Origin of the sequence: Actinoplanes sp. NPDC023714 (genome assembly GCF_040639855.1) — a bacterium.
In the GTDB taxonomy this organism is placed as follows: Bacteria; Actinomycetota; Actinomycetes; order Mycobacteriales; family Micromonosporaceae; genus Actinoplanes.
In genome coordinates this window covers 1-25,827 of record NZ_JBFAAR010000011.1, presented here as the reverse complement: position 1 = coordinate 25,827, position 25,827 = coordinate 1, and the positions used below count along the sequence as shown (strand labels likewise).

General features: G+C 70.1%; 29 protein-coding genes and 2 tRNA genes. 19 read left to right on the top strand and 12 right to left on the bottom strand.

Going from position 1 to position 25,827, the window contains the following annotated elements; translation table 11 throughout:
• Window positions 1–48: 48 nt before the first annotated feature.
• The 3 genes from AB0G10_RS35365 to AB0G10_RS35355 form a co-directional block, all read right to left on the bottom strand.
• On the bottom strand, window positions 49–426 hold the full coding sequence (locus AB0G10_RS35365; protein ID WP_360932023.1) for a globin: 378 nt from the start codon (window positions 424–426) through the stop codon (window positions 49–51).
• Window positions 427–457: 31 nt separating this feature from the next.
• On the bottom strand, window positions 458–1,747 hold the full coding sequence (locus AB0G10_RS35360) for an MFS transporter (protein ID WP_360932020.1): 1,290 nt from the start codon (window positions 1,745–1,747) through the stop codon (window positions 458–460).
• A 228-nt stretch (window positions 1,748–1,975) separates the two neighbouring features.
• On the bottom strand, window positions 1,976–2,974 hold the full coding sequence (locus tag AB0G10_RS35355; RefSeq protein ID WP_360932768.1) for a mechanosensitive ion channel domain-containing protein: 999 nt from the start codon (window positions 2,972–2,974) through the stop codon (window positions 1,976–1,978).
• A 284-nt stretch (window positions 2,975–3,258) separates the two neighbouring features.
• On the opposite strand from AB0G10_RS35355, the gene AB0G10_RS35350 reads away from it, so the two are divergent.
• The gene (locus AB0G10_RS35350; RefSeq protein WP_360932017.1) at window positions 3,259–3,804 is read left to right on the top strand and encodes an HNH endonuclease; all 546 of its coding nucleotides are present in this window, start codon (window positions 3,259–3,261) and stop codon (window positions 3,802–3,804) included.
• Between the two features lie 31 nt (window positions 3,805–3,835).
• Here AB0G10_RS35350 and AB0G10_RS35345 read toward each other — a convergent pair whose 3' ends face one another.
• Together AB0G10_RS35345 and AB0G10_RS35340 are read right to left on the bottom strand one after the other, a co-directional pair.
• Window positions 3,836–4,615 carry a class F sortase gene (locus AB0G10_RS35345; protein ID WP_360932014.1) on the bottom strand — a complete coding sequence of 260 codons (780 nt, stop codon included), beginning with the start codon at window positions 4,613–4,615 and terminating at the stop codon, window positions 3,836–3,838.
• Between the two features lie 43 nt (window positions 4,616–4,658).
• The gene (locus tag AB0G10_RS35340) at window positions 4,659–5,144 is read right to left on the bottom strand and encodes a hypothetical protein (RefSeq protein ID WP_360932011.1); all 486 of its coding nucleotides are present in this window, start codon (window positions 5,142–5,144) and stop codon (window positions 4,659–4,661) included.
• Window positions 5,145–5,377: 233 nt separating this feature from the next.
• Between AB0G10_RS35340 and AB0G10_RS35335 the strand changes: the two genes are divergently transcribed.
• Window positions 5,378–5,626, top strand: a complete 249-nt coding sequence (locus AB0G10_RS35335) for a hypothetical protein (protein ID WP_360932008.1) — start codon at window positions 5,378–5,380, stop codon at window positions 5,624–5,626.
• Entirely contained in the window at window positions 5,613–6,008 is a 396-nt protein-coding gene (locus AB0G10_RS35330; protein ID WP_360932005.1) for a DUF5130 family protein, read from the top strand. The genes AB0G10_RS35335 and AB0G10_RS35330 overlap by 14 nt, the downstream gene beginning before the upstream one ends.
• Here AB0G10_RS35330 and AB0G10_RS35325 read toward each other — a convergent pair.
• Together AB0G10_RS35325 and pepN are read right to left on the bottom strand one after the other, a co-directional pair.
• The gene (locus AB0G10_RS35325) at window positions 6,005–6,544 is read right to left on the bottom strand and encodes a Uma2 family endonuclease (RefSeq protein ID WP_360932766.1); all 540 of its coding nucleotides are present in this window, start codon (window positions 6,542–6,544) and stop codon (window positions 6,005–6,007) included. The genes AB0G10_RS35330 and AB0G10_RS35325 overlap by 4 nt on opposite strands.
• Before the next feature lie 125 nt (window positions 6,545–6,669).
• Entirely contained in the window at window positions 6,670–9,228 is a 2,559-nt protein-coding gene (pepN, locus tag AB0G10_RS35320) for an aminopeptidase N (protein ID WP_360932002.1), read from the bottom strand.
• Between the two features lie 115 nt (window positions 9,229–9,343).
• Between pepN and AB0G10_RS35315 the strand changes: the two genes are divergently transcribed.
• The 5 genes from AB0G10_RS35315 (at window position 9,344) to AB0G10_RS35295 (ending at window position 12,878) form a co-directional block, all read left to right on the top strand.
• Window positions 9,344–9,970 carry a disulfide bond formation protein DsbA gene (locus AB0G10_RS35315; RefSeq protein WP_360931999.1) on the top strand — a complete coding sequence of 209 codons (627 nt, stop codon included), beginning with the start codon at window positions 9,344–9,346 and terminating at the stop codon, window positions 9,968–9,970.
• Window positions 9,971–10,081: 111 nt separating this feature from the next.
• Entirely contained in the window at window positions 10,082–10,264 is a 183-nt protein-coding gene (locus AB0G10_RS35310) for a hypothetical protein (protein WP_360931996.1), read from the top strand.
• Between the two features lie 10 nt (window positions 10,265–10,274).
• The gene (locus AB0G10_RS35305; protein ID WP_360931993.1) at window positions 10,275–11,471 is read left to right on the top strand and encodes a DUF1015 family protein; all 1,197 of its coding nucleotides are present in this window, start codon (window positions 10,275–10,277) and stop codon (window positions 11,469–11,471) included.
• A 3-nt stretch (window positions 11,472–11,474) separates the two neighbouring features.
• Window positions 11,475–12,392: an alpha/beta hydrolase gene (locus tag AB0G10_RS35300; RefSeq protein WP_360931990.1), complete on the top strand. Its 918-nt coding sequence runs from the start codon at window positions 11,475–11,477 to the stop codon at window positions 12,390–12,392.
• A 12-nt stretch (window positions 12,393–12,404) separates the two neighbouring features.
• Complete coding sequence (locus AB0G10_RS35295; protein WP_360931987.1) at window positions 12,405–12,878, top strand: ribose-5-phosphate isomerase; 474 nt, start codon at window positions 12,405–12,407, stop codon at window positions 12,876–12,878.
• Window positions 12,879–13,319: 441 nt separating this feature from the next.
• On the opposite strand, the gene AB0G10_RS35290 is transcribed toward AB0G10_RS35295, so the two are convergent.
• On the bottom strand, window positions 13,320–13,577 hold the full coding sequence (locus AB0G10_RS35290; RefSeq protein ID WP_360931984.1) for a hypothetical protein: 258 nt from the start codon (window positions 13,575–13,577) through the stop codon (window positions 13,320–13,322).
• A gap of 441 nt (window positions 13,578–14,018) precedes the next feature.
• Entirely contained in the window at window positions 14,019–15,233 is a 1,215-nt protein-coding gene (locus tag AB0G10_RS35285) for a GNAT family N-acetyltransferase (RefSeq protein ID WP_360931981.1), read from the bottom strand.
• A 103-nt stretch (window positions 15,234–15,336) separates the two neighbouring features.
• Between AB0G10_RS35285 and AB0G10_RS35280 the strand changes: the two genes are divergently transcribed.
• Window positions 15,337–16,047 (top strand): DNA-directed RNA polymerase II, encoded by a 711-nt coding sequence (locus AB0G10_RS35280; protein WP_360931978.1) that lies wholly within the window; start codon window positions 15,337–15,339, stop codon window positions 16,045–16,047.
• A 41-nt stretch (window positions 16,048–16,088) separates the two neighbouring features.
• Here the strand turns inward: AB0G10_RS35280 and AB0G10_RS35275 are convergent, their stop codons facing one another.
• Entirely contained in the window at window positions 16,089–16,961 is an 873-nt protein-coding gene (locus tag AB0G10_RS35275) for an SDR family oxidoreductase (protein ID WP_360931975.1), read from the bottom strand.
• Between the two features lie 98 nt (window positions 16,962–17,059).
• On the opposite strand from AB0G10_RS35275, the gene AB0G10_RS35270 reads away from it, so the two are divergent.
• The 4 genes from AB0G10_RS35270 to AB0G10_RS35255 all read left to right on the top strand — a co-directional run bounded on the left by AB0G10_RS35270 (window position 17,060) and on the right by AB0G10_RS35255 (window position 19,076).
• Complete coding sequence (locus tag AB0G10_RS35270; protein WP_360931972.1) at window positions 17,060–17,956, top strand: glycosyltransferase; 897 nt, start codon at window positions 17,060–17,062, stop codon at window positions 17,954–17,956.
• An 88-nt stretch (window positions 17,957–18,044) separates the two neighbouring features.
• Window positions 18,045–18,365 carry a metalloregulator ArsR/SmtB family transcription factor gene (locus tag AB0G10_RS35265; protein WP_360931969.1) on the top strand — a complete coding sequence of 107 codons (321 nt, stop codon included), beginning with the start codon at window positions 18,045–18,047 and terminating at the stop codon, window positions 18,363–18,365.
• Window positions 18,362–18,865, top strand: coding sequence for an SRPBCC domain-containing protein (locus tag AB0G10_RS35260; RefSeq protein WP_360931966.1), 504 nt, complete (start codon window positions 18,362–18,364; stop codon window positions 18,863–18,865). Before AB0G10_RS35265 ends, AB0G10_RS35260 begins: the two co-directional genes overlap by 4 nt.
• A gap of 55 nt (window positions 18,866–18,920) precedes the next feature.
• Complete coding sequence (locus tag AB0G10_RS35255; RefSeq protein ID WP_360931964.1) at window positions 18,921–19,076, top strand: hypothetical protein; 156 nt, start codon at window positions 18,921–18,923, stop codon at window positions 19,074–19,076.
• A 497-nt stretch (window positions 19,077–19,573) separates the two neighbouring features.
• Here the strand turns inward: AB0G10_RS35255 and AB0G10_RS35250 are convergent.
• Window positions 19,574–19,647, bottom strand: a tRNA-Gly gene (locus tag AB0G10_RS35250).
• Between the two features lie 132 nt (window positions 19,648–19,779).
• Between AB0G10_RS35250 and AB0G10_RS35245 the strand changes: the two genes are divergently transcribed.
• The 6 genes from AB0G10_RS35245 (at window position 19,780) to AB0G10_RS35220 (ending at window position 25,103) form a co-directional block, all read left to right on the top strand.
• Window positions 19,780–19,853: transfer RNA gene (locus AB0G10_RS35245), tRNA-Pro, on the top strand.
• A 38-nt stretch (window positions 19,854–19,891) separates the two neighbouring features.
• Window positions 19,892–21,241 (top strand): trigger factor, encoded by a 1,350-nt coding sequence (tig, locus tag AB0G10_RS35240; protein WP_360931961.1) that lies wholly within the window; start codon window positions 19,892–19,894, stop codon window positions 21,239–21,241.
• Window positions 21,242–21,439: 198 nt separating this feature from the next.
• On the top strand, window positions 21,440–22,072 hold the full coding sequence (locus tag AB0G10_RS35235; RefSeq protein ID WP_127546911.1) for an ATP-dependent Clp protease proteolytic subunit: 633 nt from the start codon (window positions 21,440–21,442) through the stop codon (window positions 22,070–22,072).
• Window positions 22,073–22,083: 11 nt separating this feature from the next.
• The gene (locus tag AB0G10_RS35230; protein ID WP_360931958.1) at window positions 22,084–22,746 is read left to right on the top strand and encodes an ATP-dependent Clp protease proteolytic subunit; all 663 of its coding nucleotides are present in this window, start codon (window positions 22,084–22,086) and stop codon (window positions 22,744–22,746) included.
• A gap of 211 nt (window positions 22,747–22,957) precedes the next feature.
• Entirely contained in the window at window positions 22,958–24,250 is a 1,293-nt protein-coding gene (clpX, locus tag AB0G10_RS35225; RefSeq protein WP_360931955.1) for an ATP-dependent Clp protease ATP-binding subunit ClpX, read from the top strand.
• A gap of 58 nt (window positions 24,251–24,308) precedes the next feature.
• Complete coding sequence (locus AB0G10_RS35220; protein WP_360931952.1) at window positions 24,309–25,103, top strand: carbon-nitrogen hydrolase family protein; 795 nt, start codon at window positions 24,309–24,311, stop codon at window positions 25,101–25,103.
• An 18-nt stretch (window positions 25,104–25,121) separates the two neighbouring features.
• On the opposite strand, the gene AB0G10_RS35215 is transcribed toward AB0G10_RS35220, so the two are convergent.
• Complete coding sequence (locus AB0G10_RS35215; protein WP_360931949.1) at window positions 25,122–25,337, bottom strand: hypothetical protein; 216 nt, start codon at window positions 25,335–25,337, stop codon at window positions 25,122–25,124.
• Between the last annotated feature and the right edge of the window lie 490 nt (window positions 25,338–25,827).

Sequence of the window (25,827 nt, the reverse complement as noted above, 5' to 3'; positions counted from 1 at the left end):
ATCGGTCGAACGGTCAACCGATCAACGAGTCACCCGCTGGGAGGACACTCAGGCATTGACCATGAAGTATGCGGCGCGTTCCAGGTAGTCCCAGAGGGTGGCGCGGTGCTGCTCGGGCAGGTCGAGCGAGTCCACCGCCACCTTCATGTGGTGCAGCCAGGCATCCCGCGCCGCCGCGTCGACCCGGAACGGCGCGTGCCGCATCCGCAGCCGCGGATGGCCGCGCGAGGCCGAGTACGTGTTCGGGCCGCCCCAGTACTGCATGAGGAAGAGCGCGAGCCGGTCGGCGGCCGGCCCGAGGTCCTCCTCCGGGTACATCGGCCGCATCAGGGGGTCTTCGGCGACGCCCTCGTAGAACTTGTCCACGAGACGCCGGAACGTGGGCTCGCCACCGACGGCGTCGAAGAAGGATTCGGGTGCGCTCACCGTTCCATCCTGCCAGCCGTCTCCCGGCGGCTCAGGGGGCGTCGGGTGTGACGCTCGTCGTGGGCTTGCGCGCCTGCGGAACCGGGATCTCCTTGGCGGCGGCCCGCTCGGCGGCCTCGGCGAAGGTGGCCGGCCGGGGCCAGAAGACCGCGACGATCAGCATGGCGGCCGTGCCGCCGATGCTCCACAGCCCGACCACGAGGGGCAGCCGGAACTGCTCGGCCAGCGCGCCGGTGATCATCACGGCGGCGAACTGGCTCAGCTGCACCCCGCTGTTGACCACGCCGAACGCGCGAGCCCGGAACCCGTCCGGCAGCGCCAGCACGAACGTGGCGTTCAGCGTCGGCATGATGGCGCCCTGCACCAGGCCGGAGAGCAGCACCATCAGCGCCACGGCCTCGGCCGGCACCCCGGCGACGGTGGGCACCAGCAGCAGCGGCGCCAGCACGGCGAGCACCGGCACGAGGCGGACCCGGCGGGAGGCCGGCACCAGCCGGTTGAACGCGATGCCGCCGATCACGAAGCCCAGCGGGCCGGCCGCCATGATCATGCCCTGGTCCAGGCCGCGGGCGGCCGGTCCGCTCGCGCTCTCGCCGGCCCAGGCGGCGGCCAGGCCCTCGGGAACCACCGCGAAGACCGTCATCGTGAAGACCACGATCGCGATGCTCCGCAGCACCCGGTCGCCGAAGACCAGCCGGAACCCGGCGGAGGTCTCGGCGAGCAGGTGCTCGCGCCCGCCGTCCGGAACCTGGGTGGGCCGGTGCCGGATCACGTACGCCACCAGCACGGCCGAGACGGCGAAGGTGAGGACGTCGAGGCCGAGCGCGATCCGCGGGGTGAGCGCCAGCGACACGGTGGCCCCGATCAGGTACCCGATCACCTGGGCCGCCTGGCCGCTGGTCTGGGTGGTCGCCACGGCCAGGCCGAGATGGTTGCGGCCGACCAGCATCGGGAGCAGCGCGGAGCGCGCGGCCCGGGCCGGCGGCGCCGCCATCCCCGCCGCGAAGACCAGCAGGAACATCACCGGCACCGGCAGGCCGGGCAGGAGCAGCAGCCCGATCAGGACCATCCGGCCGACGTCTGAGGCGATCATGACGCTGCGGTAGGGGTAGCGCTCGGCGAGCGCCGACAGCAGCGGGCCGAACAGCCACGGCACGTAGCTGATCGCGAAGGCCGCGGCGGAGAGCAGGACCGACCGGCTCTGGTCGAAGATCAGGGCGGTGATCGCGGCCCGGGAGAGGTAGTCGCCGATCGCGCTGATCAGCCCGGAGAGGAAGAGCGCCCGGAACTCGCGCAGAGCGAAGATCTCGCGGAATGTCACTGGAGCTTCGCTCTGCGTAACCGCGTCGGCCGCACTTCCCGGCCGTGCGGGTTGATCTGACACCGAGCCCTCCATCGCGGTCACGACCACCGAGGGCTTCCCGGGCGCGAACGTACGTCTTCTTCAGCGGGATTCTGCCCGATCGTCCGAGTCGACGCTAGGGCAGTTGGGGCAAAAATCGGCCAAATGGTCGAGGGCGGACCTAAGGCGCGATCACGTATGCGCTGGTCAGGAAGCGCTGCCCCGGCCCTGCTCGGAAATCGAAGATGAGGAATTCTCGGGGGCGGCGAGCCAGGCCGGCGGGATCGCGCTGCGCGGCCCGAGGCGGGAGGCGGCGATCCGCTCCGAGATGCCGGAGGCGTCCAGGGCGTCGGTCAGCGCCCGGCGCAGCACCCCCTGGAGGACGGGTTGCGCGTCGGCGGTGGTCTTGGCGATCGTACGGATCACCGCCCCGTCCACGGTCAGCTGCTCGACGCCGACCACGTCCGGCGCCTCGAGGAACTCGGTCTGGTGCTCGGGCTCGGCCGCGACCGCCTCGGCGGCCCGGCGCATCACGGTGACCGCCTCCTCGGCGTTCACGAAGCCGATCGGGATGTCGATGACGACCATGGCCCAGCCCTGGCTCTTGTTGCCGACCCGGACGATCTCGCCGTTGCGGATGTACCAGAGCACGCCCCGCGCGTCGCGGACCGTGGTGATCCGCAGGCCGACGCTCTCCACCACGCCGGTGGCCTCGCCGACGTCCACCGTGTCGCCCACGCCGTACTGGTCCTCGAGCAGCATGAACAGGCCCGCGATCAAGTCCTTGACCAGGCTCTGCGCACCGAAGCCGATCGCCACGCCGACGATGCCGGCGCTGGCCAGCAGGGGCGCCAGGTTGAAGCCGAACTCACCGAGCACCAGCAGGCCGGCGATCGTGAAGACCACCGCGCTGACGAAGCTGCGCAGCACCGAGCCGATCGCCTCGGCCCGCTGCCGCCGCCGCTCGGGTATGAACTGGCCCTCCTCGGCGGTGACCGCCACCTTCTCCTTGAGCGGCTTGAGCAGGGCCGGCATCGACGCGCGCGAGGTGCTGTGGGTGAGCCGGTCGATCGCGCGGTGCAGCGCCCACCGGATCAGCATCGCGATCAGGATGATCCCGATGACCCGGAGCGGCTTGATGAAGATGACGTAGCTGCTCGCGGCGAGCCACTCGTTGCCGGTCCAGTCGAGAACCTGCTTGCACAGGACGTCGTTGCTGCAGGCCGCGGTGACGTCGATGCTCGGCAGCTCGGTGGGCCACGACGAGCCGGATGGGGTGGGGGTCGGAGCTAGTTGAACCACGGGGAGTCAAAGTACCGGGTCGGCCTGAGGGAAGACCTCTGACGTTTACGGCCCGGCCACACATTGTGCTGGTAATTGGGTCATCCATCAGGGACTATTGGCGCACGGGCTTTCGTCTTCGAGGCCTGAATCACACACGCATGGGCTATGGGAGCGGTTGAGCAACTGACACCGGAAGGGTGATCGCGATGCCTGACATACGACCCACAGTGGGCTCTTCCGCGTTAGTGCTGAACGCTACCTACGAGCCGCTGTGCGTCGTATCGGTGCGTCGGGCGACCATCCTGCTGCTGACCGCCAAGGCGGAGTGCGTCTCCGACGGCGACGGCATGCTGCACAGCGCGCACCACACCCTCGCGGTCCCGTCGGTGGTCCGCCTCACCCGTTACGTGAAGGTGCCCTACCGCACCCACGTCGGGCTCTCCCGCCGGGCCATCTTCGCCCGCGACGGCGGCCGCTGCGCGTACTGCCGGGGCTCCGCCGAGACCATCGACCACGTCTTCCCGCGCAGCCGTGGTGGCCTGCACGCCTGGGAGAACGTGGTGGCCGCCTGCGCCAAGTGCAACCACAGCAAGGGCGACAAGACGCCCGCCGAGCTCGGCTGGCGGTTACACGCCCTGCCGGCGGCGCCACGAGGGGTCGCCTGGCGAGTGCTCGGGCACCGTACCCCCGATCCCCGGTGGATGGACTGGCTCGACATCCCGTCCACCCACGCCGAGGCCGAGGCGGCATAGCCGCCCGGCCTCTTTCTGTACCCGGACCTTCTCAGCGGGTGTCGACCAGCGAGGCGAAGACGACGATGTTGTCGGAGTAGCCTCCCCGCGCGTCACCCAGCCAGTCGCCGCCGCAGGTCATCAGCCGCAGCGACGGCCGGGTGTAGTCGCCGTAGACCCGCTGCACCGGCAGATCGTCCTTGTCGAACTTCTCCACCGAGTTCACCTCGAAGATCGCGGTGGTGCCGTCGGCCCGGTCCACCTCGATCTCCTGGCCCGGCTCGAGCCGGTGCAGGTCGTGGAAGACCGACGGCCCGGTACGGGTGTCCGCGTGCCCGACCAGCAGCGCCGGCCCGAACTGCCCCGGGGTGGGGCCGCCGTCGAACCAGCCGGCCTCGTTGTGCCGTTTCAGCGGTGGCACCCCGACCGAGCCGTCGTCGGCCAGGCCCACCTCGAGGACCGGCGCGGACACCTCGATCGCCGGGATCTCGAGCCGTTCCGGGCGGCTCGGCTCGAGCACCGGGAAGGCGCGCGGCGGCGGCTCGTCCGGGCCCCGGAACCAGCCGCCCATGTCGAACCCGGTTGCGAAGCCGAGGCCCAGGCCGACCGCGAACAGCCCGAGGAAGCAGAGGATCAGCGCGACCAGGGCGATCGGCCCGGCCGTCCGGCCGCGCCGGACCCTCGGCTCCGGCCCGCCGATCCGGGCCCGGGGGATCTGAAAGGGCGACCGCCCCCGTACCGGTGGGGTGGGCGGCAGCGGGCCGGTCACCACACCGGGCGGCGGCGCGGTGATCACCTGCGCCGGCCGCTTGCGCTGCACGGATGCGGGCACGCGGGAGCCACCCGGCACCCGATCCTGACTCGGCACCGCCGCCTCAGCCGAGTCGCCGGCGACGGATCGAGACGACCGCGAGGACGAGCCCGGCCGCTATCGCGGCGAGACCGCCCCCGACGAGTATCGAGGGCCCGGAGCCCGGCGCGGTGCCACCGCCGCCGGTGGCCGGGCCGCGGGTCGGCTCGACCTTCGCCACGACGTGCAGCGTTGCGGTCGCGTTGCCGCCGCCGTCGGGGCAGCGCAGCGCCACCGGGTAGTCGCCCGGCTCGGCGTCGTCCGGGACCCGGACGGTGGCCGTGAGGAACCCGACGTCGGGCTGCACGGTCACCTCGCCGATCGGCTCGGCGTTGACCGTGGCCGGCTTGAGGTTGTCGTCGCAGGACGCCCGCAGCGACACGTCCTCGCCGGCCGGGACCGTGCTGGGGTTGAGCTCGATGAAGACGGCCGCGGCGGCCTGCGCGGGCGAGCCCGCGAGGGCCAGCACGACGGCGGACACCGCCGCAGCGGCAGGGACGGACAGTCGCATGGAATCCCCCCTCCTGGCCGTCCGCGGCGGAAAAGTCGTGGACGGCGCGTGAGGGTGATTTTCGCACCTCCGCCCACATTCCGCGTAGATCCCGACGGCGTGAGACCCCGGTTCGAGACCCGACGCTCCGGGACGACACGCGCTCCGCTACCGTGATTGATGTTCAGAATCAAATGGGATCACCGGCGCCTGGGGGCGTTCAGTTGTCAGTAATCAGCACCGTTCTGGTCTTTGTGATCATTCCGGCCGCGGTCATCGGCACGGTGGCGCTGCTCGTTCTCTCCAGTTCGAATCGCGCCAAGCCGTCCCGCCGCTACCGTCCGGGCCAGTCCTTCGACTTCCCGGCGATGTGGTTCTCGGCCGCCCCGGAGAAGACCGCCGCGCCGGTTTCGCACGCCGCCGCGCACGGACTCGTCATCGAGGACAGCTCCGGCGCTCCGGTCCGGCCCGGCCCGACAGGAGGCGCAAGTGACAAGTGGTGAGCTCGCCCAGGTCGAGCAGCCGGCCGACGGTCCCTTCACGACCCGCCAGCTGCTGCGCCTCGACGAGGCGCTCCGGATCGCCGACCAGGCGACCGGCCTGAACTTCAGCATCTACCTCGGCGAGCTCGGCGACCCCACCCGGGAGTCGGCCGAGGAGCTGCACCGCAAGACCCGTACGCCGCAGCGCTCGGTCCTCATCGCGGTCTCGCCCAACCAGCGCAGGCTCGAGATCGTCACCGGTTCCGACGCCCGCAAGCGGATCTCCGACCGGGACGCCAAGCTGGCCGGCCTGTCGATGGCCGCGGCGTTCGCCGGCGGTGACCTGGCCGGTGGCCTGCTGATCGGCATCGACCAGCTCGCCTCGCACGCGGGTCGTTCCTAGAACTTCACCCGGATCGGGTAAGGGGCGTCGAGGCGGACCGTCTCGGCGCCCGTCACGCTCTCCCCGGGCCGATAGCCGTCGCCGTCGAGGGTGAACGTGCGCAGCACCGGCCCGTCCTCCACGCGCCAGAACCCGGGGATGCCCGCGGCGGCGTACACGGCGGGTTTGAGCAGCCGGTCGTAGTGCCGGGTCTCCTCGGACTCCACCTCGACCACCAGCGCCACGTCGGACGGGCGGGCCCAGGCGTGGCCGCCGGAGCGCGGCCGCAGCACGGTGATGTCCGGAACCAGGTTGCTCGACCCGGTGTCGACGCCGGACCTGTCGCACACCCACCAGCCCTCCGGCGCGGCGGCCCGCAGCACCTCGACGAGCGCCTCCACGACGGCGGTGTGCCGGTCGCCGGCCGGCGGGCTGACGTGCAGGCCGCCCTCGACGATCTCGTAGCGATGCCCGTCCTGCGGAAACAGATGAAGATCGGGCTCGGTCCACCGGCCGTCCGGCGCGCTCCAGCGCGCCGAGGCACCCTGGCTCAGCATCGTCACGGTGCCCACCTCCATTGCCGGGAGTGCAAGCCTACTCACACAGCGTTGTTTCCGGCAGGTTATGCCCACGAAAAACCCCCGTTCCGGCGGACCGGAGCGGGGGTTTTCGTCGATGCCGATCAGGCCGCGGCGCGGTCCTTCGCGCGGGCCTTGAGCGCCCGCTCGATGCCGTCCCGGCCCTCGGCCACGAGGCGGCGCAGCGACGCCGGCTGACCCTCGCGCTCGAGCCAGGCGGTGGTGAGCGCCACCGTCTCCTCGCTGATCTGGTACGCCGGGTAGGCGAGCGTCGCGAACTCCTGCGCCGGCTCGCTGTCCGACCGCGCCCACACGTCCCCGACCACCTCGAAGAACTTCTCCGCGAACGGGGCCGTGAGCGCCACCTGGCGGGTGCTCTGGAAGCCCTGCAGCAGCGAGCGGTTCTTCCAGTTCGGCAGCGCCTGCGGCCCGGTGAGCTCGGCCCAGACCCGGGCCTTGTTCTCGGCGGTCGGCACCAGCGCGTGCGCGATCGCGGCCTCCCGCTCACCGCTCGCGGTCCGGTCGCCGGCCAGCTCCTGCTCGATCTCCTCGGGAGTGGCGGCGCCGAGCGCGGCAAGGCCCTGCAGCAGGCTCCAGCGCAGCTCGGTGTCGACCACGAGGCCCTCCGGACGGGACTCACCGGAGAACCAGCCGCGCAGCACGGCCGCCTCCTCCGGGGTGCGCGCCGCGGTGATGAACGCCCGCGCCCAGGTGAGCTGCCAGCCGCTGCCCGGCTCGGCCGCGGCGAGCTGCTGCTGCGCCAGGCCGGCCAGCATCTTCCAGCCGGTCGGGTTCCACTCGGGGTCGGCGAAGCTGGTCAGCGCCATGCCGGCCTGCCGCAGCGTGGCCGTCGTGAGGTTGATGTCGGACTCGGCCGGCAGACCCGCCACGACCAGGGCGACGTAGTCCCGGGCCGCCATCTCGGCGTCGCGCAGCATGTCCCACGCGGCCGCCCAGCAGAGCGCCCGGGGCAGCGCCGAGTCGAACCCGGCGATGTGCCCGACCAGGGTGCCGAGCGAGCGCTCGTCCAGCCGCAGCTTCGCGTACGACAGGTCCTCGTCGTTGACGAGCAGCAGGTCCGGGGCCTTCACGCCGGTCAGCGCGGTGATCTCGGTGCGCTCGCCGGCCACGTCCGCCTCGATCAGCTCGCGGCGCACCAGCCGGTCGCCGTCGAGGTCGTAGAGCCCGATGCCGATCCGGTGGGTCCGCAGGGTCGGGTAGCCGGCCGGGGCCTCCTGCTGCACGACCACGCTGGTGTAATTCCCGTCCGCGTCGATCTCGACGACCGGGCGCAGCGTGTTGACCTGAGCGGTCTCCAGCCACTGGGCCGCGAACTTGCGCAGCTCCCGGCCGGACGCCGCCTCCAGCTCGGTGAGCAGGTCGTCGAAGGTGGCGTTGCCCCAGGCGTGCTTCGCGAAGTACGCGCGCAGGCCGGTGAGGAACGGGTCGAGCCCGACGTAGGCGACCAGCTGCTTGATGACGCTCGCGCCCTTGGCGTACGTGATGCCGTCGAAGTTGACCTCGACGGCCTCCAGGTCGGGCATCTCGCAGTAGACCGGGTGGGTCGAGGAGAGCTGGTCCTGCCGGTAGCCCCAGGCCTTGCGGATCGACAGGAACGTCGACCAGGCGTCGGTGAACCGGGTGGCGTGCGTGTTGCACCAGTGGCTCGCCCACTCGGCGAACGACTCGTTCAGCCACAGGTCGTTCCACCAGCGCATGGTGACGAGGTCGCCGAACCACATGTGGGCCAGCTCGTGCAGGATCGTGTTGGCGCGCTGCTCGTACTCGTAGTCGGTGACCTGCGAGCGGAAGATGTAGTGCGCCTCGGCGTGCGTGACACAGCCGAAGTTCTCCATCGCGCCGGCGTTGAAGTCGGGCACCCAGAGCTGGTCGTACTTGGGCAGCGGGTAGCGCACCCCGAACTGCTCGTGGAAGAAGTCGAAGCCCTGCTTCGTGATGAGGAACAGGTCGTCGGCGTCCAGGTATTGCGCCATCGAGGCCCGGCAGAAAACGCCGAGGTCGATGCCGTCGTGCGAGTCGCGCACCTCGTGGTACGGACCCGCGCAGATCGCCGTGATGTAGGTGCTCATCCGCGGCGAGGTGGCGAAGTGGATCTTCTTGGCGCCCGGGCCGGCCTCCTCCTCGGACTCGACCGGCATGTTCGAGATGACCTTCCAGTGCGCCGGCACCGTGGCACGCCAGGTGAAGACGCTCTTGAGGTCGGGCTGGTCGAAGCAGGCGTACGTGCGCTGCGCGTCCGCCGTCTCGAACTGGCTGTAGAGGTAGGTCTCGGAGTCGACCGGGTCGAGGCTCTGCTGCAGGCCCTGCCCGCTCGCCGAGTATCCGAAGTCGCCGTCGACGACCAGGGTGTTCTCGGCGGCCAGGTCGGTCAGCGTCAGGCCCTTCTCGGCCGTCCACGTGCTGATGTCGACCGGCTCGCCGTTCAGCGTCGCGGAATGGATCTTCGAGGCGGCGGCCTCGATGAACGTCTCCGCGCCCGGCTCGGCGCACTTGAATGTGATCACTGTGGTGGACCGGAACGTGTCGGAGCCGGGGTTGCCGTGCCCGTCGGTCAGGTCAAGGGTGATGTCATACCCGGTCACCTCGAGCAATCGACTACGCTCCGCAGCCTCGACCTGGGTCAGGTTGTGAACACCGGCCACGTGCACTCTCCTTCGAGCTTCGAGCTGACTTCGTTCATTCGTCCCTCGAAGACTATGCGTCGGCGGCGACCGAACTCACCCCGACCGCCCACCCGGAAAGGGGGAAGATCGAGGAATGACAGAACGCGCCACCGTCGACATGTGGTTCGACCCCCTCTGCCCGTGGGCCTGGATCACCTCCCGCTGGCTGCTGGAGGTGGAGAAGGTCCGTCCACTCGACATCCGCTTCAACGTGATGAGCCTGTCCGTCCTCAACGAGGGCCGTGACCTCCCCGAGCAGTACCGGGAGCTCATGTCCAAGGGCTGGGGACCGGTCCGGGTCTGCATCGCGGCGGCCGAAGCCGCCGGACCCGGGGTGCTGCGGGACCTCTACACCGCCCTCGGCACCCGGATCCACCTGCAGAAGTACGAGCTCGACGAGAAGCTCTTCACCGAGGCGCTGACCGAGGTCGGCCTCGACCCGGCGCTCGCCGCGGCGGCCGGCACCGACGAGCGTGACGAGGCGCTGCGGGCCAGCCACGACGCCGGCATGAAGCCGGTCGGCACCGACGTCGGCACCCCGGTCATCCACGCGCCGGGCCCGAACCCGGGCGAGACCGTCGCGTTCTTCGGCCCGGTCATCACACCGGCGCCCAAGGGCGAGGCGGCCGGCAAGCTGTGGGACGGCGTGGTGCTCGTCGCCGGCACGCCCGGCTTCTACGAGCTGAAGCGCAGCCGGGAGCTGGGCCCGATCTTCGACTGACCTCCGCACCTCACGTGGTTGCCGTTGGGTGGCGTTCGAGCGAATCTCCGACGCTCGGACGCCACCCGGTCGTTGGATGAGGTGTACATCACGTCGAGTCCGGAGGCAGGCATGCCCGACAGCGAACCCACGTCGACGATCGGCGTCCAGCGCGGCGCCTGGGCTGATCTGCCCCCGGAGATCGCCGTTCTGCTCGCCCCGCCGGTGACCGTCACGGCGGGTCTGCGGGACCGGGCGTCGACCACGTCACCCGGGCCGACTCCGGTTGGTGGGCCGGGCGGGCACTCCGGGTAAGTTGCCCCCCATGACGGTCGTGCACCCGATCAGCCGGGCCTGGATCACCAATGGCGGTACCGGGGCCCAGAATTATGACGAGTTCGCCGACGACGCCGAAATCACCGAGATCATCAAGGCAAACGCGTCCAGCTCGCTGGGCGTGGAGATGCCGCATCTTGCGCCCGAGTCGCTCGGCAAGTCCTTCACCGAATCGCTCCCGGACGCCGTCGTCCGCCTGGAGCGCGCGAAGGCCGAGGGCCGGTACCGGTCCGCCGAGGACGTGGTGGTCCTCTACCGGATCAGCGGTCCGGGCGAGGCGCCCGCCTACGGGCTGTGGAGCACGGTCGAGACCGCGCAGATCTCCACCAGCGCCGACGAGCCCGGCCTGGTGATCCGCAACGAGGACGTGTTCATCGCGAAGGTCCGGGAGCGCGTCGCTCTCGCCGAGGCGATCGGAACCCTGCTCTCCCCGGTGCTGCTGCTCCAGACCGGCAAGGGTGAGGAACTGCACGCGGCCCTCGCCGAGGCCGTGGACGCCGCCGGTGAGCCGGACGCGACCGACCTGGACGCGACCGGCCGCACCCACGCCATCTGGGTGCTGGGCCCCGGTGAGCAGCAGGACCGCCTGCTCGCCCTGGCCGGCGGCGGCGAGCTCGTCGTCGCCGACGGCAACCACCGCAGCCTGGCCGCGCAGACCGGGGGGATCCCGCGCTTCCTGGCCGTCGTGACCACGCCCGCGTCGGTCGCGATCCAGCCCTACAACCGCCTGGTGAGCGAGCTCCCGGCGGCGCTCGACGATCTCCTCTCGCGGCTGCGCGCCGCCGGTGCGACGGTCACCGAGCTGCCGCGCGTCGCGCAACTGCCCGCCAAGGGCACGATCGAGATGTACGCCGGGGGCCGCTCCTTCGCGATCGGGTTGCCGCCGGACCCGGCCGGCACCGCGGTCGAGAACCTCGACCACGCTCTCGTCGAGCGGGTGCTGCTGCGCGACGCCCTCGGTCTCGACCCGGGCGACAAGCGGATCTCCTACATCGGCGGGGACTACCCGGTCGAGTGGCTGCGCGACGAGGTCGACAACGGCCGCGCCGAGCTCGCCGTCCTGATCGCGCCGGTGACCGTCGACGACTTCGTCGAGGTGAACCTGGAACGGCTCAAGCTGCCCCGCAAGAGCACGTGGTTCACCCCGAAGGCCCGCGGCGGTCTCGTACTCGCCCAGCTCGGCTAGCCGATGCTCCACCCCCAGGTGAACGCCGCCGCGGCTCTGCGGCGGCGTCCCCCGGCCACCGAGATGACCGGGGACCCCTACCAGATCCTGCTCGGGGTGCGGGCCGCCATGGAGGAGTCGAACGAGGCGGAGACCGGCCCGGAGCTGCCGCTCCCGGTCGTCGCCGACTTCGACGCCGACGGCGTGCCCTGCCGGCTCTACGCCACGAGGGCCGGCGCGCCGGTCCTCGTCTACCTGCACGGCGGCGGCTGGTGCTACGGCAGCATCGAGACGGTGGACCGGTTCTGCCGCAGGGTCGCCGACCGGTCCGGCTGTGCCGTGGTCTCGGTCGGCTACCGGCTCGCCCCCGAACACGTCTTCCCGGCCGCGATCGAAGACGCCGAGACGGTCCTTTCGTACGTACGCAAATCAGGTCTTGATCTTGGTCTTGACCCTTCCCGGATCGCGATCGGCGGAGACAGCGCCGGAGGGCAACTCGCCACCGTCACCGCACGGCGGCAACGCGACGCGGCCACCCCGCTCGACTTCCAGGTGCTGATCTATCCGGCGATCGACCCGCTCACCTCCGCCGAGTCCTACGACGAGGTCGGCGCCTACGGGCTCGACCGGGCCTCGATGAAACTGGCCTGGGAGACCTGGGTGCCCGACCCGGCACAGCGGTTCGACCCGGACGTCGCGCCGCTCGCCGCGGCCGACCTCACCGGCATGCCCGCCACCCTGATCATCACGGCGGAGTACGACGCCCTGCGCGACGAGGGAGCCGACTACGCCGACGCCCTGATCGCCGCCGGCGTCCCGGTGGTGCACACCCGGTACATGGGCGTGAACCACGGCTTCGCCCGCAAACTCGCCACCATCGACGCCGCACGGGCCGCCGCGGATCAGGTGGCATCCTCCCTGCGCGCGGCCCTGACCTTCTGAAAGACTCCTCTCATGCGTCTTTACCTGGGCTCCGACCACGCGGGCTTCGAGCTGAAGCAGCACCTCGTGAATCACCTGATCAAGCAGGGACACGACGTGGTGGACGTCGGACCGCACTCCTACGACCCCGAGGACGACTACCCGGCCTTCTGCTTCCACACCGGCGCCCGCGTCGTCGCCGACCCGGGCTCGCTCGGCATCGTGATCGGCGGCTCCGGCAACGGCGAACAGATCGCCGCGAACAAGGTCCCCGGCGTGCGCTCCGCGCTGGTCTGGAAGACCGAGATCGCGCAGCTCGGCCGTCAGCACAACGACAGCAACGTGATGGCGATCGGCGCGCGGCAGCACACCCTCGACGAGGCGACCGCCTTCGTCGAGGCGTTCATCGCCACGCCGTTCTCGGGCGACGCCCGGCATGCTCGTCGTATCGCGCAGCTGGCGTCTTATGAGAAGGACCGCGCTCTCCCGGAGCTCCCCAGCGCCTGAGTTCGCGCGCTGCCGCGCTCTCGGTCGCTCTGTCGTTCTGCTGCTGTGTCGCTCGCCCGCTTCCTTCCGCTCCCTTCAGATCCCCTCAGCTCCCTTCCCGCGATCTTGTTGATTTGTGCAGCCGCGGGACTGTCGGGATCAACAAGATCGGGAGGTGGGGCGGGGTTCGGCTGCGGGTCGTGCTGAGTGCTCGCTTTTCTGCCGCGATCTTGTTGATCTGTGCGGCCGCGGGGCTGTCCGGATTAACAAGATCGTCGGGAGGTGGCCGGGTGGCCGGGAGGTGGCGCGGGGGTTCGGCTGCGGGTCGCGCTGGGTTCTCTCTCTTCTGCCGCGATCTTGTTGATCTGTGCGCTTACGGGGCGGCACGAATCAACAAGATCGGGAGGCAGTCGGGAGCGGCCGGGAGCCGGGAGTAGGGAGGCGGCGGGAGGCCGTGGGGGTTCAGCGGCGGGGGAGTTCCTCGCGGGGTAGCCAGTTGCGGCGGACGATCACCAGATCTCGCTCGGCCGCGGCCATCTCCTCCTCGCCGGGGCGGGAAGCGTCACGGGCTCGCAGGGCCGCGCCCACGCTGACCTGGGACGAGCCCGAGCCGACCAGGCCGCGCAGGCCACGTTCGGCCTCGCGGTCGTCGGACTGCCCGCCCTGAGCCGAGTTCGGCGGACGACGCGGGAAGCCGCCGCGCGGCCGGGCCGTCGTCACCTCGGCACCCGGAGGCCCGCCAGCACTCGAAGGCCCGCCAGCACTCGAAGGCCCGCCGGCACCCGGAGGTCCGCCGGCAGCCGAGAGCCCGCTTGCACCCGGAGACCCGCTCGCACCCGGAGGCCCGCTGGCACCCGGGGCGCCGCTTGGTGGAGGGCCGGGCGCCGGACGGCCTGGCACCGAGGGACCGGGCACTGCTGGGGGACCGGGCACTGCTGGAGGACCGGGCACTGCCGGCGCCGGGACTGGCGGGCCTGAGGCCGGTGGTGCGGGGACCGGGGGAGGGCCGGGGACCGGGACGGGCGGTCGCTCCGTTCCGGGTCTCGGGGTGGGGGGTACCTCGTCGGGCGCCCGCGACGCTGATCCCGACGGAGGGCGTACGCGCCGGCGCCGGCGTTCGGGCTCTGCCATGACGCCGACGGTACCGCCGTCCCGCCCATCTCAGAAGATTTCGGTCGGAGTGGGCAGCCGGTGCCAGGCGAACGCCGCCGCCGGGTCGTTGCCGGTGAGCTGACGGACCCGGCCGGCCGCCGCGAGGACGGTGAGCGAGGTGCCGCCCAGGTAGGCCGCGCCGAGGTCGGTGACCGAGCAGGCCACGTCGGCCGGGTCGGTGGTCCTCGTGCAGGTCGCGCCGTCCGGGCCGCCGGTGAGCCGCCAGCGGCCGGCGTTCGCGGGCAGGATCGGGTCGGTGACCTCGAACACCACGTCGACGTCGGCGGCGTACCGCCGGGCCGCGAGCGCCGCCGGCAGGTCGACCAGGCGGATCCAGAGGCCGTCGGAGACGGTCAGGCCGAGCCGGCGGGGCTCGTCCACGAGGTATTGCAGGGGCTCGTCGAGGGCGGCCAGCCGGTACGAGACGGTGCGGGTCAGGTCGACGCCGAGCAGGAAGCGCCAGAGGGCCTGGTAGGTCTCCGGGTCGTCGGCCGCCACCTCCCGGACCATCACCTCGGAGCTCGGCCCGTGCGCGGTCCACTCGTCCTTGACCCGCCAGAGCGCGTAGCCGGTCGGCCCGTCCGGCCCCTCGTGCACCACGGCCCGCAGCGGGGTGGCGCCGTCCCGCTTCTCCTTCAGGTCGCTCAGCACGAACCGCCACCACCGGTCGTCCCGGGTCGACCAGCCGACCTTGCCGGGCCGGAGCTGGTCGTAGACCTTGCCGATGTCGGCGAGCAGATCCTTCGGGTCGCCCATCCGCAGCCGGCCGGACGGGGTGGCCGGGGGAGCGGGGAGACGAACCTCACGATTCATGATCGACATCCCGGATCGCGAGCACGCGGGCCCGTACCCGAAACGGGGGTAGATCTTGGTCTCGCTGGCCCAGAGCACGGCGATCGGCTCGCGGCCCGCCTCGGCGATGTCCCGCAGCTGGCGATGCATGAGCCGGGTCAGGATCCCGCGGCGGCGATGGGTGGGCAGCACGCCGACCCCGGAGACGTGCGCGGCCGGGACCACGGCGCCCGGCACGGTGAGCTCGCGCGTGAACGCGTCGGCGTGCCCCACCACCGTCCCGCCGTCGTCCGCGACCAGCGAACGCTCGGTCTCGTAGACCTCGGCCTCGACCTCCGGGAAGACCTCCTCGTGGAAGACCGTCGCCAGCAGGTCGCAGATCGCCGTGAAGTCACCCGGGGCGGCGGGGCGTACCGAAAGCTCTTCGTCCATGGCATGTGTGTAACGGACTGCTGTGTGCCGGGGCGACCGATTTGTTGGCTCGTTACTCTCGAACTGACGCCACGCGTGCCGCACGCATGCCGAGAGGGGAAAAATGCCGGAGCAACCGCAGTGGTCCGAGCGGACGCTCGACATGCCGCCGCAGGACCCGTGGGCCGACGCGCCGACCACACCGGTGGACCGTCACGACGGCCGATACGACGAGGCACCGCAGACCGAGGTGCAGCATCCGCAGAATCCGACCCAGGCGCAGCGCCCCGATGCGACGGCACCCCACCCGAGCGTGCCGCCGTTCGGCCCGCACGGCGCCCATCCGGTCGCCCCGGAGCCTTCGCCGTTCGGTGTCGGCCGGGCGCGGGTCACGCAGCGGGCCCAGCAGCAGTACGCCGCCGAGCACGAGCCCACCGGCACCGGCTGGCCCGAGGAGACGGCCCACGACCCCGCCGAGCGCAAGCCGCTGGCCTGGCACATCCGCCGGCTCCGGCGCGGCAGCGAGTGGAGCAACGCGCCGCTGATCTTCGCGTTCGTCTCCTGGGGGATCTGGGTGCTCTCCTCGGACGGCTCGATGGTCACCCCGATCATCGTCTTCGTCACGTCGGTGGTCGTGGCGATCGGCGTCTTCGCGCTGGCCCGCCTGGTCGGCCGGCTCGTGCTGGAGCGCCAGCTGGGCCGGGTGCGGCACACCGCCCGCGGCGCGCACATGGCGGCGGGCGTGTTCCTGATCGGCGTCGGCCTGGCCCACCTGCAGCAGACCGAGTGGGTGATGACCGCGGTCCACTGGGTCACCGACCTGTTCACCGGCTGAGCGGGTGATCCCGCCGGGCCCGCGGGCCCGGCGGAGACCCCTCAGCTGACCGGTTTGCCGCCGGTGATGCCGAGCACCTCGCCGGTCGTGTAGCTCGAGTCCGGGCTCGCGAAGTAGACGTAGGCGGCGGCCAGTTCGGCGGGCTGCCCGGCCCGGCCGAGCGGGGTGTCGCCGCCGAACGAGGCGACCTTCTTCTCCGGCATCGTCGACGGGATCAGCGGCGTCCAGATCGGGCCGGGCGCCACGGCGTTGACCCGGACACCCTTCTCCGCCATCTCCTCGGCGAGCGCCTTCGTGAACGCCACGATGCCGCCCTTCGTGGTGGCGTAGTCGAGCAGCTGGCTCGACGAGAGGTACGCCTGCACCGACGCCGTGTTGATGATCGCGGCGCCGGGCTGGAGGTGCGGCGCGGCGGCCCGGCAGAGCCAGAACATCGCGTACAGATTGGTCTTCATGACCCGGTCGAACTGCTCGTCGGTGATGTCGGTGATCCCGCCCGGCTGGGCCATCTGGTAGGCCGCGTTGTTCACCAGGATGTCCACGCCGCCGAGCTCGGACACCGCCCGCTCGACGATGGCCCGGCAGTGCGCCTCGTCGCGGATGTCGCCCGGCACGGTCACCGCCTTGCGGCCGGCCTTCTCGATCCATCCGGCCGTGTCCCGGGCGTCCGCCTCCTCCTCAGGCAGGTACGAGATCAGCACGTCGGCACCCTCCCGCGCGTACGCGATGGCGACCGCCCGCCCGATCCCGGAGTCCCCGCCCGTGATGATCGCCTTCCGGCCGGTGAGCTTGCCGCTGCCGCGGTAGGTCTCCTCGCCGTGGTCGGGCCGGTCCGGCATCGCGGACGTGGAGCCGGGCGGCGTCTGGTCACCGCCGTCGAGCTCGGGCTTCGGGTACTGGGTGCGCGGGTCCACGGATCCTCCTTCTCGAAGAACGGATGCCTTCCGCTTTCCCGCATCGGGGCCGAATAACCAACAGGTGCGCAACGCCTGATAGGGGGTAACCGGCGCTCATGGGGGATTCGCGGGTCGGCGTCGTGGTCATCACCTGGCAGCGGCGGGACGAGGCGCTGGCCTGTGTGGAGCGGTTGCTCGCGCTGCCGGAGGAGCCGCACGTGGTGCTCGTCGACAACGGCTCGGCGGACGGCACCGCGGCCGCGGTCCGCGACCGCTTCCCCGCGGTGGAGGTGGTCGCGCTGCGGGAGAACCTCGGGGCCGTGGGCCGCAACATCGGGGTACGGCGGATCCGCGCACCCTATGTGGCCTTCTGCGACGACGACACCTGGTGGGAGCCGGGCTCGCTGTCCCGCGCCGCCGACCTGCTCGACGCGCATCCGAGGCTGGCCCTGGTGAACGCCCGGATCGTGGTCGAGCCCTCGGGCCGCGAGGATCCGATCGTGGCGGAGCTGCGCGACTCCCCGGTGCCCGGGCCGGACTGGCTTCCCGGGCCGGCCCTCGGCAGCTTCCTGGCCGGCGCCTCGGTGCTGCGCCGGGAGGCGTTCGAGCGGGCCGGCGGGTTCCACACCCGGCTCTGGCTGGGCGGCGAGGAGGAGCTGCTCGCCACCGATCTCATCGCCGCCGGCTGGGAGCTCTGCTACCGGGAGGACCTGACCGTGCACCACCGGGCCTCGGTGCTGCGCGACGCCGGTCACCGCCGCCGGGTCGGCCTGCGCAACACGCTCTGGTTCACCTGGCTCCGCCGACCGGCCGGCGCGGCGATCCGGCGGACCCTCTTCCTCGCGACGACCGTCCCCCGGGACCGGACCTCGCTGCTCGGCGCGCTCGACGCGGTGCGCGGACTCGGCTGGCTGGTGGCGGACCGCCGCCCCCGTCCGGCCGTCGTGGAGGCGCGCCTGGCCCGGCTGGACGAGACGCAACGCCGGTCGACGGCCCGCCGCTACGTGGGCTGACTTCACCCGTACCCATGGCTCTGGATCTTTTGATCCTCGACATCTTCGATCCTTGACAGGTGACCAAATGGTCACATAACTTGGTGTCATGACGGACGACGATCGGGTGTTCAAGGCTCTGGCCGACCCGAGCCGTCGCTTCCTGCTCGATCTCCTGTTCGCGCGTGACGGCCGCACGCAGTCCGAGCTGGAGTCCGAGCTGGAGATGACGCGGTTCGGCGTCGCCAAGCACCTGAAGGTGCTCGAGGAGGCGGGGCTCGTCGTCGTGCGCCGGTCGGGCCGGGAGAAATTGCACTTCCTCAACCCCGTGCCGATCCGGCAGATCCACGACCGGTGGATCGACAAGTACACCGAGCGCCAGGTCACCGCACTGATCGATCTCAAGCGACAGCTGGAGGAAGAGCCATGAGCACGACGCAGGTCTACCGCATCTGGATCAAGTCGACGCCGGAGAAGATCTGGGAGGCGATCACCGACCCGGAGTGGAACGCGAAGTACGGCTACGCGGCGCCCCAGTTCTACGAGCTGAAGAAGGGCGGCAGGTTCTACTCGACCGCCACCCAGGAGATGAAGGACTACGCCGCGGCCGGCGGCTTCCCGATGCCCGAGACGATCGTCGAGGGCGAGATCCTCGAGGTCGAACCGCCGCGCCGGCTGGTGCAGACGTGGCGGATGCTGATGGACCCGAGCACCGCGGCCGAGCCGCTCACGACCCTCACCTACGACATCGAGGAGTCCTCCCCGGGCGTCCAGCGGGTCACCATCACGCACGACGTGGCAGGCGCCCCCGCGACCGGCACGATGATCCAGGGCAACCCGGACGCGGGCGCCGAGGGCGGTGGCGGCTGGGCCTGGGTCCTCAGCGATCTGAAGTCGCTGCTGGAGACCGGCAAGGTGCTGGCCGGCTGATTTCTGCGCCCTTCACCGGCGCGGGCTTCTTGCCCGCGCCGGTTACGCTCAGTGCATGATCCCCTTCCTCCTCCTCGGCTTTCTCGGCGTGACAGCCGTCGCCGGCCTGGCTTTCCTGGTGTGGCGGCGCGACCGGCGCACCGGCAACGTCGGCGAGCGGCCGGTCGAGACGCATGAGGCCGGATGGCTGCACAAGTCGGAAGGCATCTGACTTTTCATCTTTTTTCAGGGGTACGAAGGTCGGCGGCAGCCCACGACCGCATCACCGGAGTCCCGTGGCACGCAAACCCTGCGGCCCCTTCCCGCCGGCGCGCGCCGGCGGCGGCCCCGGCGTGCCGTCACCCTCTTCGGTTCTCCGTCGTCCTTGGCTCTCGGGCGTCCTCGGCTATCCGTCGTCTTCGGCTCTCCGTTTCCGGCAGCGCCCAGCGGCCTCGACATGGCCGTCCGGAGTCGCGTCGGGTATGGCGATCGCGAGGTGCGGCCCGGCGCCCGAACGATTTCCGGTCGCAGCCTTCTCCGGCCCCGCCTTCTCCGGCCCCGCTTTCTCCGGTTCCCGCTGACGCAAGCTGGTCGAGCTGCGGCGCCGCGAATCCCTCGAAGCCGCCACCGTGCGCGTCTCTCACCGACCCGGCCGCCCGGCAGGCCCCCGCATGATCCACTAGCGGGTGAAACAGAACGGCCCCGATCCGGAGACCAGGGCCGATGCAGTGGAGCGGGCGACGAGAATCGAACTCGCGTAATCAGTTTGGAAGACTGAGGCTCTACCATTGAGCTACGCCCGCATGAGCCCCGGTTTTCACCGGCGCTCGGGGTACAGCTTACTGAATCAACTCCCGTCCGCGCGAACCGGATTCCCCAGCAGGTGACTCCAGCGCACACGCAGGCAAGCCGACCGCATACACTGGCCGACGCCACGGGGTGTGGCGCAGCTTGGTAGCGCACTCGCTTTGGGAGCGAGGGGCCGTGGGTTCAAATCCCGCCACCCCGACTTGTGACCAACTGTCCGCAGCAACAAGGAGTACGCCTGTGAAGAGCACCGTCGAGACTCTGAGCCCGACCCGGGTGAAGCTCGCCATCGAGGTGCCGTTCGACGAGCTCAAGCCGAGCCTGCAGAAGGCGTACCGGGAGATCGGCGCGCAGGTGCAGGTGCCCGGCTTCCGTCGCGGCAAGGTTCCGTCCGCTGTCATCGACCAGCGTGTCGGCCGTGGCGCGGTCCTCAACGAGGCCGTGCAGGAGGCGATCCCGCAGCAGATCCTTGCCGCGGTTCAGGAGCACGACGTCAAGACGCTCGGCCGCCCCGAGGTCGAGATCACCGAGTTCGCCGACAACGCGCCGCTGAAGTTCACGGCCGAGGTCGACGTCCGCCCGGAGATCACGGTCCCGGACCTCTCCACAATCGCCGTGACGGTTCCGGCCGTCGCCATCGGCGACAACGAGATCGACGAGCAGATCAACGGCCTGCGTGAGCGTTTCGCGACGCTGAAGACCGTCGAGCGGCCCGCCGCCGAGGGTGACTACGTGCAGCTCGACCTGAACGCCACCGTCGACGGCGAGGAGGTGCCGGGCGGCTCGGCCACCAACATCTCCCACGAGGTCGGCAGCAAGCAGCTGCTGCCCGGTCTGGACGAGGTGCTCGTCGGCCTCTCCGCCGGCGAGGAGGCCACCTTCACGACCCAGCTCGTCGGCGGCGACTTCGCCGGCCGCGACGCCGAGGTGAAGGTCGTCGTGCGCACCGTGAAGGACAAGCAGCTGCCCGAGATCGACGACGAGTTCGCCCAGCTGGCGAGCGAGTTCGACACCCTCGAGGAGCTCAAGAACGACCTGACCGAGCGGCTCAGCAAGGTCAAGAAGGTCGAGCAGATCTACGCGGCCCGTGACGAGGCTCTCAAGCAGCTCGTCGAGGCCGCGAACATCCCGGCTCCCGAGGGCGTCGTCAAGGACGAGGTCGAGGGCCGCAAGCAGGCCATGACCGACCAGCTCGAGCGGATCGGCGCGACCCTGGCCGACTACCTCGCCTCCGAGGAGAAGACCGAGGAGCAGATCGACCAGGAGCTGACCGAGGCGGCCGAGGAGGGCGTCCGGATCCAGCTGCTGCTCGACACCATCGCCGACGCCGAGGACGTCCAGGTCACCGACGACGAGTTCGGCCACGAGATCGTGCACCGGGCGCAGCGCGCCCAGATGCAGCCCCAGCAGTACTACGACCAGCTGGTGCGCTCGGGCTCCGCGGCCGCCGTCTTCGGCGACGTGCGCCGGGGCAAGGCGCTGGCGTCGGTCATGGAGCAGGTCACGATGAAGGACGAGGACGGCAACACCCTCTCCCTCGACGACCTGCGCGCGGCGAGCGAGGACGAGCACGCCGGCCACAACCACTGATCCACCGGTCAGCAGGCCACCGTGCGGGCGCGTGCGCTCGTACGGTGGCCTCTGTCTTTTTCCCGGGCGCGTGCGCTGTCAGCGAACACCTGCCCGAGCGGGAAGCTGATGCGCATCCGACCAGTTAGGTTGGTCGTACGACGGACAACCTGCCGGCCGGAACGACTCGGCCGACACAGTCAGCTGTGAAGGGCTGCCATGACCGATCTCCACATCCCCGCCACCCCCGTGGCGCGGCGGGGCGAAGCACTCAGTGGCAACCTCGACGATTCGGTCTACAACCGCTTGCTGCGTGAGCGCATCATCTTCCTCGGCAGCGAGGTGACCGATGCGGTCGCCAACCGCATCTGCGCGCAGCTGCTGCTGCTCTCCGCCGAGGACCCCGAGGCCGACATCCACCTCTGGATCAACTCGCCCGGCGGCTCGGTCTACTCGGGCATGGCGATCTACGACACGATGCAGTTCATCGACAACGACGTGTCCACCGTCGGGATGGGCATGGCGGCTTCGATGGGGCAGTTCCTGCTCTGCGCCGGCGCCGCCGGCAAGAGGTACGCCCTGCCGCACGCGCGCATCATGATGCACCAGCCCTCGGGCGGCATGGGCGGCACGGCCGCCGACATCGCCATCCAGGCGGAGCAGATGCTCTACACCAAGAAGATGTTCCAGGAGCGGATCGCCCACCACACGGGACAGACTCCTGAGCAGATCGCCACCGACTTCGACCGGGACCGCTGGTTCACGGCAGCGGAGGCGAAGGACTATGGCTTCATCGACAAGGTGATCACCGGGGCCACGCAGGTTCCGGACGGTGCCGGAACGCTGAACTGAGGAGCTGAACCATGACCGACCTTTCCATGCCTCCCGGGTTCGCTCCGGTGCACAACCGCTACGTGCTGCCCTCGTTCTCCGAGCGCACCTCGTGGGGGATCAAGGAGTCGAACCCCTACAACAAGATGTTCGAGGACCGGATCATCTTCCTCGGCGTCCAGGTGGACGACGCGTCGGCCAACGACGTGATGGCCCAGCTGCTGACGCTGGAGAGCACCGACCCCGACCGCGACATCCTGATGTACATCAACTCGCCCGGTGGCTCGTTCACCGCCATGACGGCGATCTACGACACCATGCAGTACGTCCGCCCCGACATCAGCACGGTCTGCCTGGGCCAGGCGGCCAGCGCCGCCGCGGTCCTGCTGGCCGGCGGCACCCCGGGCAAGCGGATGGCGCTCCCGCACTCGCGGATCATCATCCACCAGCCGGCCACCGAGGGCGGCTACGGTCAGGGCTCGGACATCGAGATCCAGGCCCGCGAGATCATGCGGATGCGCACCCAGCTCGAGGACATGATCGCGCACCACTCGAAGCAGCCGGTCGAGAAGGTCCGCAAGGACATCGACCGCGACAAGATCATGACCGCCGACGAGGCGAAGGACTACGGCATCGTCGACGTCGTTCTGGCGACCCGTAAGAAGAGCCTGCAAGCGGTCGGCGCGAGTAACTGAGTGCTCGATGTCAGGGGCCGGCAGTCGATGGTTAGACTGACCGACCCCTGACACGCCCGTTTTGGGGGGTCGGAGAACAGCCCCGCAGCGGGTAACGTCGAGTCTGCAGCCTCAGTTACGCGGGTCGGCGGACGATGAGATGGCAACGAGGCATTCCGTCCTCGGACACGGACCGGTCGGCGATCGGCCATTGAACGCAGGGAGAACGTAGGTGGCACGGATCGGCGACGGTGGCGACCTACTCAAGTGCTCCTTCTGTGGGAAGTCGCAGAAGCAGGTCAAGAAGCTCATCGCGGGCCCCGGGGTCTACATCTGCGACGAGTGCATCGACCTCTGCAACGAGATCATCGAAGAGGAGCTGGCCGAGACCGGCGAGGTGAAGTGGGAAGAGCTTCCCAAGCCGATGGAGATCTGCCAGTTCCTGGACAACTATGTTGTCGGCCAGGAGCAGGCGAAGAAGGCGCTCTCCGTCGCGGTCTACAACCACTACAAGCGGATTCAGGCCGAGTCGAACGGCGCGCCCGGTGGGGGCAGCGACGTCGAGGTGGCCAAGTCCAACATCATGCTCATCGGCCCCACGGGCTGCGGCAAGACACACCTCGCCCAGACCCTGGCTCGGATGCTCAACGTGCCGTTCGCCATCGCGGACGCCACGGCGCTCACCGAGGCCGGCTACGTCGGTGAGGATGTCGAGAACATCCTTCTCAAGCTCATCCAGGCCGCCGACTACGACGTCAAGCGCGCCGAGCAGGGCATCATCTACATCGACGAGGTCGACAAGATTGCCCGCAAGAGCGAAAACCCGTCGATCACGCGCGACGTTTCCGGAGAAGGTGTCCAGCAGGCACTGCTCAAGATCCTTGAGGGTACGGTCGCCAACGTCCCGCCGCAGGGTGGACGGAAGCACCCCCACCAGGAGTTCATCCAGATCGACACGACGAACGTGCTGTTCATCGTCGGCGGCGCCTTCGCGGGGCTGGACCGGATCATCGAGCAGCGCGTCGGTCAGAGCGGCGTCGGCTTCGGGGCCCGGCTGCGTTCGATCTCGGAGCGGAACACCGACGACATCTTCAGCAAGGTGATGCCGGAAGACATGCTGAAATTCGGGCTCATCCCCGAGTTCATCGGCCGTCTCCCGGTGATCACCACGGTGCGCAACCTCGACCGTGAGGCTCTCATCAAGATCCTCACCGAGCCGCGCAACGCCTACGTGAAGCAGTACCAGCGTCTCTTCGAGCTCGACGGCGTGGAGCTGGAGTTCGACGAGGGCGCGCTCGAGGCGATCGCCGACCAGGCCATGCTCCGCGGCACCGGCGCCCGCGGCCTTCGCGCGATCATGGAAGAGGTCCTCCTCTCCGTGATGTACGAGGTGCCCAGCAACCCCGACGCCGCCCGCGTGGTGATCACCCGTGAGGTGGTCCTGGAGAACGTGAACCCGACCATCGTCCCGCGGGAGTTCGTCGGCCGGCGCCGCCGTCCCGACCGCGAAGAGAAGTCGGCCTGAGGTTTTTTCACTGCGCCGCCGCCCGGTTCTCCGGGCGGCGGCGTTTTAGTCTCTATTCATGCGTGTCGCCGTCTGCCAGCTGAACTCACGCGAAGAGCGTGCCGTGAACCTCGCCGTGGCCCGGGAGCTGCTCGAGCGTGCCGCCGCCGGTGGCGCCGAGCTCGCGGTCCTGCCGGAATACGTGGACTTCCTCGGCCGGTCCGCCGACGCGCCGAAGCCGGAGCCGGTCGACGGGGAGTTCGGCGCCTTCTTCGCGCGGGCGGCCCGGGAGCTCGGCATCTGGGTGCACGCCGGCTCGTTCCACGAGATCGGGCCCGATCAGGACCGGACGTACAACACGTCGCTGGTCTTCGCTCCGGACGGCGCCCTCACGGCTGTTTACCGCAAGATCCATTTGTACGACGTGGAGATTGCGGGACGGGTCTCGTACCAGGAGTCGCGGACCGTCGCCCCGGGGGAGGAGACCGTGGTCGCCCCGGTCAACGGTGTCCCGCTCGGCCTCAGCATCTGTTACGACCTGCGTTTCCCGGAGCTGTACCGCACGCTCGCGGTCGGCGGGGCCAAGATCCTGGTGGTGCCGGCCGCGTTCATGATGCACACCGGCAGGGACCACTGGGAGGTCCTGCTGCGCGCCCGCGCGATCGAGAACCAGTGCTACGTGCTGGCCGCCGGACAGATCGGCGACCACGAGCCGGGACGGACCTGTTTCGGTCGCAGCATGATCATCGACCCGTGGGGGACGGTGCTCGCCCAGGCGCCCGATGCAGTGGGAGTAGCGGTCGCCGACCTGGATCTTCCCCGCCTCGAGAAGATCCGCTCCGAGCTGCCGAGCCTCGCCAATCGCCGCCTGTAGGCCCTTTTGTATCCGGCGTCACAAACTCTGTACGAGGTAGCTGACGACCGCCAGGCCGACGATCGCGCCGCCGGCCAAAAGAAGAGCCCCACCCATCCGGGAGGGGCCTCGCAGGAAGAGCCGATGGACCGAGACCACGACCGTGACCAGCACAAGCAGGCCGATCACGAGCTGCCAGAGCGGCACGATGAGGCCGAGGAACGCGTCGACCGCCAGCGTCTCGGAAGCGTCCATGACGCCACTCTGTCACGGTTTCCTTTCGCCGTGTGCCACCGCGCCGCTCAGACGCACGATGGACGTCGATTTGCGGTCACCCACCCGTGTCCCGTAACTTCTTCTCTGCAAGCGGGAAACCGGTACGGAGCGGCACGAAAGTGACAATCCGGAAGGCGACCCGGGAGCGGTCGAGGGCGAGCTAAGCTAGAACTCGACACCGGGTGGTGCGGCCGGATTTGCGGACGCGACGCCAACCGGGTAAGGTGGTTGAGCCGCCAGGGAAACGGACGGGTGAGAATCCGATCGTCCTGGGCGAGCCACTCCACTTGGGCGAGGCCTCACAGGCGAAACTCGACCAGGTAATTCGAACGGTTGCCTCAGATGCGGGCCTCTTAATTGGGGTTCGACTTTGATGTGCGGTTGTTCTTTGAGAACTCAACAGGGTGCTTGATAAGCCAGTGCCAATTATGGCAATACCCCGGCCTGTCTGCTTGCAGATGGGTGGGAG

What these genes read in the sequence shown, in the direction of transcription:
- AB0G10_RS35350 (WP_360932017.1), top strand. Translation starts at nt 3,259, where the DNA reads ATGCCTGACATACGACCCACAGTGGGCTCTTCCGCGTTAGTGCTGAAC.
- AB0G10_RS35340 (WP_360932011.1), bottom strand. Translation starts at nt 5,144, where the DNA reads ATGCGACTGTCCGTCCCTGCCGCTGCGGCGGTGTCCGCCGTCGTGCTG.
- AB0G10_RS35325 (WP_360932766.1), bottom strand. Translation starts at nt 6,544, where the DNA reads ATGCTGAGCCAGGGTGCCTCGGCGCGCTGGAGCGCGCCGGACGGCCGG.
- AB0G10_RS35315 (WP_360931999.1), top strand. Translation starts at nt 9,344, where the DNA reads ATGACAGAACGCGCCACCGTCGACATGTGGTTCGACCCCCTCTGCCCG.
- AB0G10_RS35310 (WP_360931996.1), top strand. Translation starts at nt 10,082, where the DNA reads ATGCCCGACAGCGAACCCACGTCGACGATCGGCGTCCAGCGCGGCGCC.
- AB0G10_RS35305 (WP_360931993.1), top strand. Translation starts at nt 10,275, where the DNA reads ATGACGGTCGTGCACCCGATCAGCCGGGCCTGGATCACCAATGGCGGT.
- AB0G10_RS35300 (WP_360931990.1), top strand. Translation starts at nt 11,475, where the DNA reads ATGCTCCACCCCCAGGTGAACGCCGCCGCGGCTCTGCGGCGGCGTCCC.
- AB0G10_RS35295 (WP_360931987.1), top strand. Translation starts at nt 12,405, where the DNA reads ATGCGTCTTTACCTGGGCTCCGACCACGCGGGCTTCGAGCTGAAGCAG.
- AB0G10_RS35285 (WP_360931981.1), bottom strand. Translation starts at nt 15,233, where the DNA reads ATGGACGAAGAGCTTTCGGTACGCCCCGCCGCCCCGGGTGACTTCACG.
- AB0G10_RS35280 (WP_360931978.1), top strand. Translation starts at nt 15,337, where the DNA reads ATGCCGGAGCAACCGCAGTGGTCCGAGCGGACGCTCGACATGCCGCCG.
- AB0G10_RS35270 (WP_360931972.1), top strand. Translation starts at nt 17,060, where the DNA reads ATGGGGGATTCGCGGGTCGGCGTCGTGGTCATCACCTGGCAGCGGCGG.
- AB0G10_RS35265 (WP_360931969.1), top strand. Translation starts at nt 18,045, where the DNA reads ATGACGGACGACGATCGGGTGTTCAAGGCTCTGGCCGACCCGAGCCGT.
- AB0G10_RS35260 (WP_360931966.1), top strand. Translation starts at nt 18,362, where the DNA reads ATGAGCACGACGCAGGTCTACCGCATCTGGATCAAGTCGACGCCGGAG.
- AB0G10_RS35255 (WP_360931964.1), top strand. Translation starts at nt 18,921, where the DNA reads ATGATCCCCTTCCTCCTCCTCGGCTTTCTCGGCGTGACAGCCGTCGCC.
- AB0G10_RS35235 (WP_127546911.1), top strand. Translation starts at nt 21,440, where the DNA reads ATGACCGATCTCCACATCCCCGCCACCCCCGTGGCGCGGCGGGGCGAA.
- AB0G10_RS35230 (WP_360931958.1), top strand. Translation starts at nt 22,084, where the DNA reads ATGACCGACCTTTCCATGCCTCCCGGGTTCGCTCCGGTGCACAACCGC.
- AB0G10_RS35220 (WP_360931952.1), top strand. Translation starts at nt 24,309, where the DNA reads ATGCGTGTCGCCGTCTGCCAGCTGAACTCACGCGAAGAGCGTGCCGTG.
- AB0G10_RS35215 (WP_360931949.1), bottom strand. Translation starts at nt 25,337, where the DNA reads ATGGACGCTTCCGAGACGCTGGCGGTCGACGCGTTCCTCGGCCTCATC.